Raw genomic sequence first — 13,694 nt, 5'->3', positions numbered from 1 at the left:
GTGTATAATAAATGAAAATAATATTCTGAATTATTAGATAAAGGGAAGTGAGGGGAGGATAGCATAATGTTTATTGTTTGGCTTGTTCTATCCGTATTTATCTCTTTGGTCGTAATAGAGACATCTGTTTCACTCTGGATTAATTCAGGTACAAAGCAAGAGAAGGCAGAAAACAAGTTATTCTTCAAAAATATTCAATTGAAGTTTCTAAAAAAGAAAGCTGTATAAATAAAACGAGGATGCTACAGTCTAGCATCCTTGTTTAGTTCTCTTGGTCTTCTTGCTCGATTTTTTCTATAGGCCACCAAATATGTCCGTCATGAGCTAATAAAGTATCAGCTGTTGGTGGACCAGAGGAACCAGCCGGATAATTCGGGAAGCTTTCATCCTTTGTCTTTTTCCAGACTTCAGAAATCGTATCAATAAATTTCCATGATAAAGCGACTTCATCCCAATGCGTAAAGTTTGTTGCATCTCCACGCATGCTATCTAATAATAGTTTCTCGTAAGCTTCTGGTGTATTAATATGATCTGTACCTTCATTTGCTATTTGTAATCTGACGGATTTTGTTTCTGTTGTCGTGCCCGATTTTTTAACATTTAGTAATAGTGTAATGCCTTCTTTCGGTTGAATATGGATGACTAGTAAGTTTGGTGTCAACTTTTGTTCTGCCTGATAGTATAGATTCATTGGCATATCTTTAAATTGGACGACAATTTTCGTTGATTTACGATTCATCCTTTTTCCTGTTTGAATGTAGAATGGTACCCCGACCCAGCGGAAGTTGTCAATCATGAGCTTACCCGCTACATATGTTTCAGTATTGGAGTCGATGCTTACATTTGCTTCTTCTCGATAAGCAGGTACAGTCTCGCCATGGATTATACCTTGCGCATATTGGCCGCGAACAAAATAGGTGTTCACCTCTTCTTGACTCATAGGTCGTAATGAACGAAGTAATCGAACTTTTTCGCTGCGAATTTCTTCTGACGTTAAGGAGATGGGAGGCTCCATAGCAAGCAGGGCGACCATTTGCATCATATGGTTTTGAACCATGTCGCGCAGTGCCCCGCTGTTTTCGTAATAGCGACCTCGTTCCTCTACACCTAGCGTTTCGCTGGATGTAATTTGAATATTAGAAATGTATCGGTTATTCCATAGCGGTTCAAATAAGGCATTAGAGAAGCGAATCACTTCAATATTTTGAACCATCTCTTTTCCTAAATAATGATCAATTCGATAAATTTCTTCTTCTTGAAACACCGTACGAATTTGTTCATTTAGTGCTTTCGCTGTTTCAAAGTTTGTTCCAAATGGTTTTTCTATTACGAGGCGTTTGTAGCCTTCTATGTTCGTTAAACCTTGTGTTTTGAGTTGATTTGTAATTGTACCAAAAAACTCTGGTGCCATAGCTAAGTAGAAAATACAATTTCCTTTCAGCTTATATTGATTGTTGATTTGGGATGCAAGCTGTTTTAATTCAATGTAAGATTGCGAACTTGTAACATCATGGCAATGGTAGTGAAAATGAGAGATAAATGCTTCTATACGATAATCGACGTTTGCGAACGTCATGACAGAATCTTTGACGTTTTCTTGAAATTGTTCGGTTGTTAATGGACGCCGCGCGACACCAATAACGGCGAAATTCTGTAGTTTATTTTTGGTATATAATTGATAGAGAGAAGGAAATAGTTTTCGTTTGGCTAGATCGCCTGTTGCTCCAAAAATCATGATTAATGCAGTAGGTTTCTTACTTTCTGACACGGTCAATACCTCAACTTTCCTTTTTCACTAGGCTATGTGATAGAACGTGGTTGATTGTTGGCTATAATGAGTTTAAAATTGTTCGATTAACAGACCTTTTTCCTGTTGGAGTGTTGGAATTGTGTTTTTCATTTTACGTTTAGCATTCCCTAAAAAGCAATCGTTTCGTTCGTTAAAATTATCAAAGCTTTGTATGCGGCACGTTTGCTTGCAATTATGCTATAGTTAATATAATGAGGATAATCGGAGGTAAAAAAGTGGATTTTATGTTTTTAGGAACGGGTGCTGGTGTTCCGGCAAAGGCGCGTAATGTAACATCAATTGCCCTTCAACTATTAGAAGAACGAGGAACGGTATGGCTGTTTGATTGTGGAGAAGCTACTCAACATCAAATTTTAAAAACAGCCATAAAACCTCGCAAGATTGAAAAGATTTTTATTACGCATTTACATGGAGATCATATTTTTGGCTTGCCAGGGCTGCTTGGCAGTCGTTCATTTCAAGGTGGAACGGAAAAATTAACGATTTACGGACCAAAGGGAATTGCTGATTTTGTTCGAACGAGTCTTGCTGTAAGTACGACTCATTTAAAGTATCCGCTCGAGATTATTGAAATTGAAGAAGGAATGGTATTTAAGGACGAGCAATTTACCGTTTATGCGCTTCCCCTTGATCATGGTATTTATTGTGTAGGCTACCGCATTATTGAACAAGATCGTCCGGGCAGTTTACTTGTCGATAAATTAAAAAGAGAAGGTGTGAAACCTGGACCGATTTTTAAAGCGTTGAAAAAAGGAGAACGTGTGCAGTTAGAGGATGGCCGTTTACTAGATGGGACCGATTATTTAGGAGAAGCACAAAAAGGGAGAATCATTGCGATTCTTGGAGATACGAGAATGTGTGAAAATGCAGTTCGTTTAGCTGTTGATGCGGATTACGTTATTCATGAATCGACCTTTGCAGCGGATGAAGAAGAGATGGCTAAAGCTTACTTTCATTCGACGACGGTACAAGCTGCTCAAGTAGCGAAAACAGCGGATGCCAAACATCTTATTTTGACACATATTAGTTCGCGCTACACAGCAAATGAAGTGGAACAGCTTCGTCAAGAAAGCGCAGCTATTTTCCCAAATACAATTGTTGCAGAGGACTTTTTACAAGTGAAGATTCCTCTATATATAGAGAAATAGAGTATAAAAGGAGTGAAGAGATATGATGGAGCAAAACCTATTACATAAAAAAGCGATGGATTTTTTATTAACAACGAGTCGGACTTTTTTTATTCCGATTAGTCACTTACCATCTGGATTACAAGAAGCGATTGGTTCAGCTTATTTGTGCATGCGTGCCATTGATGAAATTGAAGATGATTCGAAGCTTCCTGCTGATACGAAAATTTTTCTATTACAATCTGTCGCTAAATTGCTACAAGAAGGTCACAGCGCAGCAAGAATTGAAGCACTTTTTACTCCGTTTAAAAAAGATTTACCTGAGGTGACGTTGTTTTTGTCGGATTGGATTGCGTATTGTCCACCGGGTGCATTAGATAAGGTGTTAGAGTCTACCATAGAAATGGCTGAAGGAATGGCAAAATGGGTTGGTAAAAAGTGGGAAATTGAAACAGAAGCTGATTTAGATGATTATACGTATTATGTTGCTGGTTTAGTCGGTGTAATGCTCTCAGATATTTGGAAATGGTATGATGGGACAGAGACAAATCGTGAACAAGCAATTGCCTTTGGCCGCGGTTTGCAAACGGTTAATATTTTACGTAATCGTGATGAAGATGCGGAGCGTGGTGTTCAGTTTTTCCCAAAAGGATGGGGGTTCGCTGAGATGCTTGCTCACACAGAGAAAAATTTAGCAATGGCAGAAAAATATTGCCAAACGATTCAAGCGAAGGATATTTTGCATTTTTGTAAAATTCCTTTAGAATTAGCGAAAGCCACACTAGTCGCTTTAAAAGAGGGAAAAGAGAAGATTAACCGAGCGGAAGTAACGAAAATTGTAAAGCACGTTGTCGATCAGTAAATCAAAAACCCGGAAAGCTTCAATAGCTTTCCGGGTTTTTATTAAAAGATAAGAAAGTATAAAATTTTCGATATGTTTTGATGTCTAGCTCGAGCCGATAGGCAGGCGCCTTGCGCTTTTATTATGCTATTTCTTTTTTCGATTGTTCTACTAGAATGTGTTGAGGTATTTTACAAAGCTCAATCCATTTTTTAATAGATGTAAGGAGAATAATCACTCCAAGGATAAGCATAATGATAGATAATGTGCCGTTTAATACGCTAAAACCTGTACTTTCTGCATTCCAGTATACATTTTTAATCATCCAATATCCCGCCACATTGACCGTTACATATAAGTAAGCTAGCGGGACTAGACAAGTTAGCATATACCAACGTTTGTCTGCGATTTTTAAAATAACAGTTGCCCCAACAATTAAGCCAATGGAAGCCATTAATTGGTTGGATACACCAAATAGTGCCCAGATAGAACTGATGTCACCAGAATACAGGAGGTATCCCCAAATGAAGCATGCTAGCGCACTAGCGACTATATTTGAAAATAATGACTCTGTATTTTTTAATGGTTTATAAAAATCACCGAAGAAGTCTTGAATAAGATAACGAGCTACACGAGTTCCTGAATCAATGGCCGTTAAGATAAAGACTGCTTCAAATAAAATAACGAATTGGAAGAAGTATGACGCTAATTTTTCGAAAACTGGTATTTCGGTAAAAATATAAGTCATTCCAACGGCAAGTGTTACAGCACCGCCCGTTCTTCCTTCAAGATCCATGCCGATTTCATCGCTTAACTCATCTAAATGCACCGTTTCCATTCCGAGTGTTGCAAATTTTTCAGGAGCGGAGTTGATAGCGAAATAGTCTCCTGGCTGTAATGATACTGCAGCAATTAAAGCCATAATGGCTACTAAACATTCAACAAGCATGGCACCGAACGCAACGCCTTTAATATCACTCCAACGATTAATCATTTTAGGAGTTGTTCCAGAACCAACGAATGCATGGAATCCTGAGATTGCTCCACAAGCAATGGTAATCGAGATAAATGGCCAAACCGGACCAGCAACGATTGGACCGCCGCCGTTAATAAAGTCTGTCAACGCTGGAAACTGAACAGATGGGTTTACATAGAATACCCCAACAATTAAAGCGGCGAAAACCCCGATTTTCATAAATGTACTTAAATAGTCACGTGGAGCAAGCAATAACCAAACAGGCAAGGCTGCTGCGAAAAATGCGTAGATTGGTAAAAGAATAGCAATTGTACTTGCTTCCAGTGTTAATAGATTACCAAGTGCTGTGCCTTGAAGATTTGGTCCGAAAAGAATAGCTGCGATAATTAGACCAAACCCAACGATTGTTGCGGCTTTTAGATTGCCAGTCTTTTTATGATAGAGACCAACACCCATTGCGATTGGAATGGTAATACCGACAACAAATGTACCCCATGGGTTGTTTTCTAGTGCATGTAATATAACTAAAGACAGTCCCGCCATTGTGATGGTAATAATAAACAACATCGCAAGACCTGTACAAAATCCTGCTACAGGACCAAGTTCTTCTTTAGCTACTTCAGATAGTGACTTTCCGTCTCGACGCATAGAAGCAAATAGAACGACCATATCGTGAACGGCCCCGCCAATGACTGCCCCAATTAGTAACCAAAGTAAACCAGGTAAATATCCGAACTGTGCTGCTAAAATGGGTCCAACCAATGGACCTGCAGCTGCAATTGCCGCGAAATGATGACCAAACGTTACCCATTTATTAGTTGGTACATAATCTTTACCATCTTCTAGTTTATGAGAAGGAGTAGGTTTAGAATCATCTAGCTTTAATACTTTAGCTGCCATAAATGTACCGTATAAGCGGTAGACAATTAATAATATACAAATGGAACCAATGACTATAGAAACCGCATTCATTTTCATGACCTCCACATTCTGTTATAGTACAGTAATCATACTAAAAGAAAGTGAAAACAGGTGGCTTTTTCAGTTGAAATACCAAAATTTCATGTTTAATTACAGAAAATGCGGGATGAGATACAATATAATAAACTGAAAATTTAGTGTTCTTCTGGTGTTAACATTTTGCTATATTGTTATATAACGATTTTGGACAACAAGAGATACCAGTTCAAAATTGTAATAGCTGCTTTAGCTCTTTTATGTAGGTTCGACTAACAGGAACGTTAGAACCGTCATTCATAATGAGGTTGTAGGTTGAGTTAAACCAAGGTTGTATTTCAGAAATGTAATGGATGTTGACGATATAGCTGCGATGTACGCGCATAAATGAATGATCCTGTAGTTTTTTCTCTAGCGCAACAAGCGCTTCGCTTACTTTAAATACGTCATCCTTTGTTTTAATCATACATTTTCCTTCACTTGATTCAACAAATAGAATAGATGCAGCATCAAGTAATAGGATGCGCTCTTCTACAAGGATAGCTATTTTGCCTGTTTTATTGATTGGAACGTTAGAAGAAGGCTGGATGTCTTGTTTACCTATTTTCTGCAGTTTTGTAATTTTATCTAACATTTGGTACATACGCTGTTCATCAAACGGTTTTAATAAATAATCGAGTGCGTTTAGTTCAAAAGCTTCGAGCGCATATTCGTCATACGCTGTTGCAAATACGATAGCAGGGGTCTTTTTCAGAGCATGAAGCTGTTTGGCTAATTGCAATCCATTATCTTCAGCTAATTCAATATCGAGAAAAACAAGATCGGGTTCTTGGACAGGGATGTCTGCCATCGCTTTCTCTAAACAATCTGCTTCTCCTACAATTTCTACTTGTTTGCTGCAAATGAGCAAGTACTTTAATTCATCTCGTGCTAACGGTTCATCATCTACTATGTATGCTCGTAACATGTTGTTCAAAAACTCCTTTACTATGAAGAGGAATAGAAATAATAATTTTCGTACCTACATTTAGTTCACTCTGAATAGTTAATTGTGCTTGCCCGTTATAAATACCCATTAAACGTTCGTGAATATTAAATAAAGCTGTACCCGTTCCCTTTTTAGAGCTGACGGTTCGGTGACCAAGTTCTCTTCTTCTTTCTTCTTCGATTCCTTTTCCATTATCTTGGACAATAATGTGTATCATTTCGTTTTGTGAAGAAATATCTATTAAGATAGTTCCTTTATTATGATTTTTTCGAATAAAAGCATGGTTAATTGCATTTTCAACTAAGGGCTGTAAAGTAAATGGTGGAACCAACACTTGATTAAGCCCAGGTTCTATATGGAGAGAGAGGTGATAAACATCCGGAAATCTGGCTTGCTCTAACGATAAATAGGCTTTTACATGTTCGATTTCCTTTTCTAATGGAATCATCATTTGCCTAGCCCCTTGTAAATTACTGCGAAAGAATGAACTAAGCTCAATTAATAGCTTTCTTGCTTTTTCTACATCTGTTCGGCATAGTACTGAAATGGTGTTGATGCTATTAAACAAAAAATGTGGATGAATTTGCGCTTGCAATGCTTTAATTTCTGCGTCTTTTAATAATTTTGTTTGTTGTTCGGCCTCTGCCAGTTCTAGTTGGGTAGAAAATAAGTTAGCAAGACCTTCTGCTAATTCTTTGTGTACTTGATCTAATTTAGCAAGGTCGGTAAAGTACATTTTTAAAGTACCTACGGTTTTATTTTGTACTTTTAAAGGTAGAACAATTGCGGCCTGCAAGGGGCACTCTTTTTGAAAACAATAAATTTCTTCTTTCACTTGTGCAATAGCAACCCTTCCGCTTTCCAATACTTCTTTCGTTAATCCTGTAGCAAGCTCCGTGCTTAGAATATGATGATCAGAGCCTGCGCCAACATGAGATAAAATTTGACGGTCATCTGTAATCGCTACAGCATCTGCATCAGTCAGTTGCAACATAATCTCTGAAATTTGTTGACAGGAACTTGGATTGAGTCCTTGACGGAAATAAGGTAATGTTTGATCGGCAATATGAAAGGCTTGATTTGTTTGATTAGCGCGTGCTCGTTCTTCATCTCTCATCATTGATTGAATAATGAGCATAAAAAGCAATGTTCCAAAACCATTAACAAGAATCATTGGTATACTAATTATTTCAACTAGTTTTGCTGCTTGTTCAAATGGTTTGGCGACGATTACAATAATGAGCATTTGTACAGCTTCTAAAATCATGCCAATTTTGACGGCATAGAGGGGAGTAATTTTTTTCCTGCCCTTCCGTCGTTTCTTCCCGTAATACCCAGCTGCAACTCCAGCTAAAAGGGTAGAGATTGCACAAGCAACAGCTGTAAAACCTCCTAATGTTAAACGGTGAACTCCTGCAAGCATACCAGCACCAATTCCGACTATTGGGCCACCTATTAGGCCGCCAATGACTACTCCCATTACTCTCGTATTGGCAATCGCATTATCGGGATTAACCTCCGTAATCCAATCTACTTTGTGAATTGTATCGTGATGAATTTCTATCCCTGTATAATTACTAATCACTCCAAATGTTCCAAAAAGAACAATGAGCCATATTCGCTCTGTTACGTTGCGTTCACCGTGAACAATATGGCGAAAGGACTTCATTTGTGAAAGTAAAAAAGCTACAATGACAATGATTCCTACTTTTTCTAACATTAATGATACTAAATTGAACATTGCAATCCATCCTTATATGCAGCATTGAATTTATCTTATACTAGAAATAGGAAATTTGTCGAATACTCGTCATGAGGGTATGAATTTTTTCTGAACTTTAACTTTCCTAATATATAGAAAATTTTAAAAAGAATAAAAATATATTGAAATAATTGCGTGGAAGCGCTTATAATTTAATACATAAAAGCAAAAACGCATAACAGTACTGAATTGAAGAATTTTTCATTATCGAAAAAGAGGGGGAGAAACATGAAGAAGAAATTATACTCAGCTGCAGCAATTACACTTGTAACGAGTGCGTTATTAGCTGGCTGTGGCAGCGGTTCAAGCAGTGAAGATACAAAGAAAGGGGACAACGGTGAAAAAACTTATCAAGTTGGGGTTACACAAATTGTGCAGCATGCCTCTTTAGATGAGGCGACGAAAGGATTCCAAGATGCTTTAAAAGAAAGCGACCTTAATGTGGAGTTTGATGTTCAAAACGCACAAAATGATCAAAGTAATAATCAAACAATTGCCAAAAATTTCGTAAGTGATGAAGTGGATTTAATTTTTGCGAACTCGACTCCAAGTGCATTAGGTGCTAAAAATGCAACAAGTGATATTCCAATTGTGTTTACATCTGTAACAGATCCAATTGAAGCCGAACTTGTGACATCTTTAGAAAAGCCAGGTGCTAATGTAACAGGTACAACAGATTCTCATCCAGATGCAATCGCAAATACGGTGAAATTTATTGCAGAAGAACTTGGTGCTAAAACGATTGGAACAGTGTATAACGCTGGGGAGAAAAACTCAATTGTACAAGTAGACAATGTGAAGGCTGAAGCGAAAAAATTAGGAGTTAAAGTGTCGGAAGCTTCTGTTTCTACTTCTGCAGATGTAAAAAAAGCAGCAGAGTCTTTAATTGGGAAAGTGGATGTATTCTATATTGTGACAGATAACACAGTTGTTTCAGCATTAGAATCGGTTGTAGGTGTAGCGAACGATAAGGATATTCCATTATTCGTAGGAGAGTTAGATTCGGTAAAACGCGGCGGGTTTGCTGCTTACGGTTTCAGCTATTATGATATCGGTTTTGAAGCTGGAGAAAAAGCGGTGGAAATTTTGAAAGATGGTAAAAAACCAGGAGACATTCCAGTTAGCTATCCACAAAATTTAAAACTCGTAATCAATGAAACAGCTGCCAAAGAAATGGGCGTTGAAATTAAAGATGAATGGAAGAAAGAAGCAGAGCTAGTAAAGTAAGCTCAACCTCTTTTTAGTTCATTGTTTATCTAGGGTCCCTTATGTTTTGATCTTGGGACCCTTTTATTTTAACTTTAGGAAGGAAGAAAAATATGTTTACAGCCGTATTCAATTCATTTGAATCTGGAATGATTTATGCCATTATGGCGCTCGGTGTTTATTTAACGTTTAGGATTCTGGATTTTCCTGATTTGACAGTAGAAGGAAGCTTCGTTACGGGTGCTTCTGTAGCAGCGATTATGATTGTGAATGGTTATTCGCCGATTATTGCTACATTAGCAGCGTTAGGAGCTGGTTTTCTTGCAGGTATATTAACGGGCTTACTGCATACAAAAGGGAAAGTAAATCCTCTTTTATCGGGAATCTTAGTTATGATTGCTCTTTATTCAATTAACTTACGAATTATGGGTACTTCAACTATTCCGTTGCTTTCGCAAACGACTTTATTAACGAATATTCAAGATGCGTGGGCAAAAACAGGAATGGATGATGTATTAAATGGCTTATTAACGGCGATTGGTTTAGGAGGCAGTTTACCAAAAACATGGTCTATTTTACTGATGATGTTATTGATTACGGTTCTTATCCAAGCAGGGATGTCTGTCTTTTTAAAAACAGAAATTGGTTTAGCTATTCGTGCAACCGGTGACAATGAAGCGATGGTAAAAAGTTTCTCCGCCCATACTGGGAATATGAAAGTACTTGGCTTAGCAATTAGTAATGCACTTGTTGCATTTTCAGGTGCCCTTATTGCTCAATATAATGGCTTTAGTGATATTGGAATGGGAATAGGGATGATTGTTATTGGTCTTGCCTCTGTTATTATCGGTGAAGCAATCTTCGGTGCGAAAACGATTGTCAGAGCAACGCTTGCTGTAATTGGTGGTTCACTTATTTATCACTTTGTTGTTACACTAGCGCTTCGTGTAGACTTCTTACAAACAGGGGATGTAAAATTAATTACCGCTCTTATTGTAATTGGAGCACTTCTGTTACCTCTTATTACGGAAGGTCGGAAAGTAAAAGCACGAAAGAAAAAACGTCTAATGGAATTGCAATTTGATCATAAATCATTGGAGGAGGGGAAATAAGATGCTTCATCTGAATGGAATTTATAAGGTATTTAATGAAGGAACACCGGATGAGAAGCTCGCTCTGCAAAACCTTCAACTTCAATTAAAAAAAGGTGAGTTTGTTACAGTGATCGGCAGTAACGGTGCAGGAAAATCGACGTTAATGAACATGGTATCTGGAAAGATTCTTCCGGATGCAGGGGAAGTTCTTATTGATGGTCAAAAGGTATCTGGAGTAGAAGAACACCAGCGAGCTAAACTCATTGGCCGTGTATTCCAAGATCCGATGGCTGGAACAGCTCCGCATATGACGATTGAAGAGAATATGGCCATTGCATATGGTCGAACAAATGGCCGTGGTTTACGTTTTGGCGTAACGAATAAACGAAAAGCATTTTTCAAAGAAAGTTTAGAAACGCTTCATCTAGGTTTAGAAAATCGAATGACAGCGAAGGTTGGTTTATTATCCGGCGGGGAGCGTCAAGCGCTATCGCTCCTTATGGCGACCTTTACTAACCCAAAAATTTTGCTTCTAGACGAACATACAGCAGCACTTGATCCTTCTCGTGCAGAACTTGTAACACAATTGACTAAGGAAATTGTTGAACAAAGCAAATTGACAACATTAATGGTCACACACAATATGCAGCAAGCAATTGATTTAGGTGACTCCTTAATCATGATGGACAAAGGACAAATTATTTTTGAAGCAAGAGGAGAAGAAAAACAGGCGTTAACTGTTGAAAAATTATTGAATGAGTTCCAACGTATTAAAGGTGAAAAAATGAATAATGACCGAGCAGTTTTAGCCTAATCATATAAAAAAGTGCCTATTCCTTGAGAGTAGGCACTTTTTGTTTCACACTTAACGGGCAGTAAGACTCCCGCCTAAAGCTTATGAGGAAGCAAAGAAGATAGGTGGGGGATGAAGAAAATCCCCGCTGATGCAAGTTTCACTGTATATAATTAGTTTGTTTGTGCTTCTTTTTTGGAGGAGCGAAAAAGAGTGCTGAAAAATGGCTTTTTCTTTGATTTTTCTGTTGAAGCTGCTTCGTCGAAGGCAAGAAAGCAGTCGGCTTGTGAGGCTACTTCTAGTTTGCTTTGGAGCGTTTCGATTTGTTGAGTTAGCTCGCAAACAACGCTTTGTAACTCTTCAATCTCGTTTCGATGTTGTAAGATTTGGTATGAAACGACATCATCTGCTTTTGTTGATAATTTCCGTTCAAGATGTTCAATTCTCTCTACTAGCTTCTCATACATTTTACCTTCATCTTTAGGTGGTTTGTTTGCTGCTTTTGCCTTTCGTACTTTTTTTTCATGGATTTTTATGTTTTGCAGAGGGGTACCATTTTTCAGTTGTTCCTGAACCTGCTGGAGTAAAGCTACATCTTCTTCTGAAAATCGATAATGCTTAAGGGGAGTTCGTTCAATCTCTAGGCTTAATTGTGTAATCCAACGAAGAACGGTTTTAGGAGAAACACCTAATAATTTAGACACTTCATTTGTATTCATAGTATTCTCCTCCTCATTAATATTTACAGGCCGCTATAGTTAATAAGAAGAATTCTAGCTTTGATAGTTAATTCCTTTCAGGGTGACAAAACTAGTATTCTTTCGCTAAAGAAAGTGGTTTTTCGAGGAGTTTTATTGAGACAGAGCAAAATCCCGCTGTATGATGGGATTTTGCTTTTGAGTAGTTGTTTCACTATGAATTCGTCCTAAATAAGCTTCTTTACCAGCCGCGCTTGTATGGCGTAGGTGCTTCTATTTCATAGCGAAGTTCTTTTGCCGCGTTTCTTGGCCAATAAGGGTCGCGTAACAGTTCACGACCGATAAAAATAAGATCGGCGCGCTCGTTTTGTAAAATTTCTTCCGCTTGGATGCCAGTTGTAATTAAACCAACTGCTCCCGCAGCAATAGAGGCTCCGTATTTGATCGTTTCACTGAACGGTACTTGGTAGCCTGGATAGACAGGAATAGAAGCGGGCACAACAGCTCCAGAACTTACATCAATTAAGTCGACTCCATCTTCCTTCATCCATTTACTTATTTCGATATACTGCTCTGCTGTCATGCCGCCTTCTTGATAATCATGAGCAGAAATACGTACAAATAGTGGACCTTCCCATACTTGCTTTACTGCAGCGATGACTTCTTTCACGATTTTATAACGATTTTTACTAGAGCCGCCGTATTCATCATTTCGTTTGTTGCTTAGCGGTGAGAGAAATTCATTTAGTAAGTAACCATGAGCGGCATGTAGTTCAATGACATCAAATCCTGCTTTTTTTGCTCGTGCTGCTGCTTGTTGAAAGGCGAGGATTGTTTTTTCAATATCAGCTTGTTTCATTTCTTGGGGCTGTTTATACGTCTCATTAAAAGCAATGGGTGACGGTGCGTAGATGTTGCCTGGTACTGTTGCTTTTCGACCTGCGTGAGCGAGTTGAATGCCTGTTTTTGCTCCTTGCTCTTTCATCATTGATACGAGCTGTGACAGTCCTGGCAGCTGTTCATCATTCCAAATGCCTAAGTCATTAACGGAAATCCGACCTTGAGGATCAACCGCTGTTGCTTCTAGAATAATTAAACCTGCACCACCAACTGCTCGGCTTGTATAATGCGTTACATGCCAGTTTTTAACGTGGCCATCTTCCTGACTAGAATACATACACATCGGTGCCATAACAATTCGATTTTTAAAGGTTACACCTTTGATTGTATAAGTGGAAAAAAGCCTAGTATTCATGTTAATCTCACTCCTTATTTCCTTAAATATGAAATCTAGTATAGCAATTTAAAAAATAATTAGCTAAACATTCGATTTATCCCACACTTAACGGGCAGTAGGACCCCCACCTCAAGTTTAGAAGGAGTCAAAGAAGATAGGTGGGGACAACTGCCCTCATCTAGTTGCGGCTCCTAGCCCCTCGAGG

Annotated in this window: 12 protein-coding genes; 6 read left to right on the top strand and 6 right to left on the bottom strand. The window is 38.3% G+C overall.

Annotated features, from left to right (window positions below; genetic code table 11):
* Positions 1-66 precede the first annotated feature (66 nt).
* Positions 67-228: a hypothetical protein gene (locus V7068_RS02650; protein ID WP_499710872.1), complete on the top strand. Its 162-nt coding sequence runs from the start codon at positions 67-69 to the stop codon at positions 226-228.
* A gap of 34 nt (positions 229-262) precedes the next feature.
* Here the strand turns inward: V7068_RS02650 and zwf are convergent, their stop codons facing one another.
* Positions 263-1,768: a glucose-6-phosphate dehydrogenase gene (zwf, locus tag V7068_RS02645; protein WP_499710871.1), complete on the bottom strand. Its 1,506-nt coding sequence runs from the start codon at positions 1,766-1,768 to the stop codon at positions 263-265.
* A 257-nt stretch (positions 1,769-2,025) separates the two neighbouring features.
* On the opposite strand from zwf, the gene rnz reads away from it, so the two are divergent.
* Positions 2,026-2,958 (top strand): ribonuclease Z, encoded by a 933-nt coding sequence (gene rnz, locus V7068_RS02640; protein WP_499710870.1) that lies wholly within the window; start codon positions 2,026-2,028, stop codon positions 2,956-2,958.
* 22 nt (positions 2,959-2,980) lie between these two features.
* Complete coding sequence (locus V7068_RS02635; RefSeq protein WP_499710869.1) at positions 2,981-3,799, top strand: squalene/phytoene synthase family protein; 819 nt, start codon at positions 2,981-2,983, stop codon at positions 3,797-3,799.
* 121 nt (positions 3,800-3,920) lie between these two features.
* Here the strand turns inward: V7068_RS02635 and V7068_RS02630 are convergent, their stop codons facing one another.
* The 3 genes from V7068_RS02630 to V7068_RS02620 form a co-directional block, all read right to left on the bottom strand.
* Positions 3,921-5,726 (bottom strand): carbon starvation CstA family protein, encoded by a 1,806-nt coding sequence (locus tag V7068_RS02630; RefSeq protein WP_499710868.1) that lies wholly within the window; start codon positions 5,724-5,726, stop codon positions 3,921-3,923.
* 214 nt (positions 5,727-5,940) lie between these two features.
* Positions 5,941-6,678, bottom strand: coding sequence for a LytR/AlgR family response regulator transcription factor (locus V7068_RS02625; RefSeq protein WP_127761258.1), 738 nt, complete (start codon positions 6,676-6,678; stop codon positions 5,941-5,943).
* Positions 6,653-8,440 (bottom strand): LytS/YhcK type 5TM receptor domain-containing protein, encoded by a 1,788-nt coding sequence (locus V7068_RS02620; protein WP_499710867.1) that lies wholly within the window; start codon positions 8,438-8,440, stop codon positions 6,653-6,655. Before V7068_RS02620 ends, V7068_RS02625 begins: the two co-directional genes overlap by 26 nt.
* Before the next feature lie 249 nt (positions 8,441-8,689).
* Between V7068_RS02620 and V7068_RS02615 the strand changes: the two genes are divergently transcribed.
* The 3 genes from V7068_RS02615 to V7068_RS02605 all read left to right on the top strand — a co-directional run bounded on the left by V7068_RS02615 (position 8,690) and on the right by V7068_RS02605 (position 11,575).
* On the top strand, positions 8,690-9,688 hold the full coding sequence (locus V7068_RS02615) for an ABC transporter substrate-binding protein (protein ID WP_499710865.1): 999 nt from the start codon (positions 8,690-8,692) through the stop codon (positions 9,686-9,688).
* 92 nt (positions 9,689-9,780) lie between these two features.
* Complete coding sequence (locus tag V7068_RS02610; RefSeq protein ID WP_499710863.1) at positions 9,781-10,779, top strand: ABC transporter permease; 999 nt, start codon at positions 9,781-9,783, stop codon at positions 10,777-10,779.
* Between the two features lies 1 nt (position 10,780).
* Positions 10,781-11,575, top strand: a complete 795-nt coding sequence (locus tag V7068_RS02605; RefSeq protein WP_499710862.1) for an ABC transporter ATP-binding protein — start codon at positions 10,781-10,783, stop codon at positions 11,573-11,575.
* Positions 11,576-11,727: 152 nt separating this feature from the next.
* On the opposite strand, the gene V7068_RS02600 is transcribed toward V7068_RS02605, so the two are convergent.
* Positions 11,728-12,273 carry a MerR family transcriptional regulator gene (locus tag V7068_RS02600; RefSeq protein ID WP_499710861.1) on the bottom strand — a complete coding sequence of 182 codons (546 nt, stop codon included), beginning with the start codon at positions 12,271-12,273 and terminating at the stop codon, positions 11,728-11,730.
* A gap of 220 nt (positions 12,274-12,493) precedes the next feature.
* The gene (namA, locus tag V7068_RS02595) at positions 12,494-13,507 is read right to left on the bottom strand and encodes an NADPH dehydrogenase NamA (RefSeq protein WP_499710860.1); all 1,014 of its coding nucleotides are present in this window, start codon (positions 13,505-13,507) and stop codon (positions 12,494-12,496) included.
* Positions 13,508-13,694 lie beyond the last annotated feature (187 nt).

This window comes from Bacillus sp. JJ634, assembly GCF_036962285.1.
Lineage (GTDB): Bacteria > Bacillota > Bacilli > Bacillales > DSM-1321 > Peribacillus > Peribacillus asahii_A.
This window is presented reverse-complemented; position numbering and strand designations above follow the sequence as displayed.

Excerpts from the sequence above, each read along its gene's own strand:
- V7068_RS02650 (WP_499710872.1), top strand. The coding sequence starts at position 67 with ATGTTTATTGTTTGGCTTGTTCTATCCGTATTTATCTCTTTGGTCGTA.
- V7068_RS02630 (WP_499710868.1), bottom strand. The coding sequence starts at position 5,726 with ATGAATGCGGTTTCTATAGTCATTGGTTCCATTTGTATATTATTAATT.
- V7068_RS02605 (WP_499710862.1), top strand. The coding sequence starts at position 10,781 with ATGCTTCATCTGAATGGAATTTATAAGGTATTTAATGAAGGAACACCG.
- V7068_RS02600 (WP_499710861.1), bottom strand. The coding sequence starts at position 12,273 with ATGAATACAAATGAAGTGTCTAAATTATTAGGTGTTTCTCCTAAAACC.
- V7068_RS02620 (WP_499710867.1), bottom strand. The coding sequence starts at position 8,440 with ATGTTCAATTTAGTATCATTAATGTTAGAAAAAGTAGGAATCATTGTC.
- V7068_RS02635 (WP_499710869.1), top strand. The coding sequence starts at position 2,981 with ATGATGGAGCAAAACCTATTACATAAAAAAGCGATGGATTTTTTATTA.
- V7068_RS02615 (WP_499710865.1), top strand. The coding sequence starts at position 8,690 with ATGAAGAAGAAATTATACTCAGCTGCAGCAATTACACTTGTAACGAGT.
- V7068_RS02610 (WP_499710863.1), top strand. The coding sequence starts at position 9,781 with ATGTTTACAGCCGTATTCAATTCATTTGAATCTGGAATGATTTATGCC.
- namA (WP_499710860.1), bottom strand. The coding sequence starts at position 13,507 with ATGAATACTAGGCTTTTTTCCACTTATACAATCAAAGGTGTAACCTTT.
- V7068_RS02625 (WP_127761258.1), bottom strand. The coding sequence starts at position 6,678 with ATGTTACGAGCATACATAGTAGATGATGAACCGTTAGCACGAGATGAA.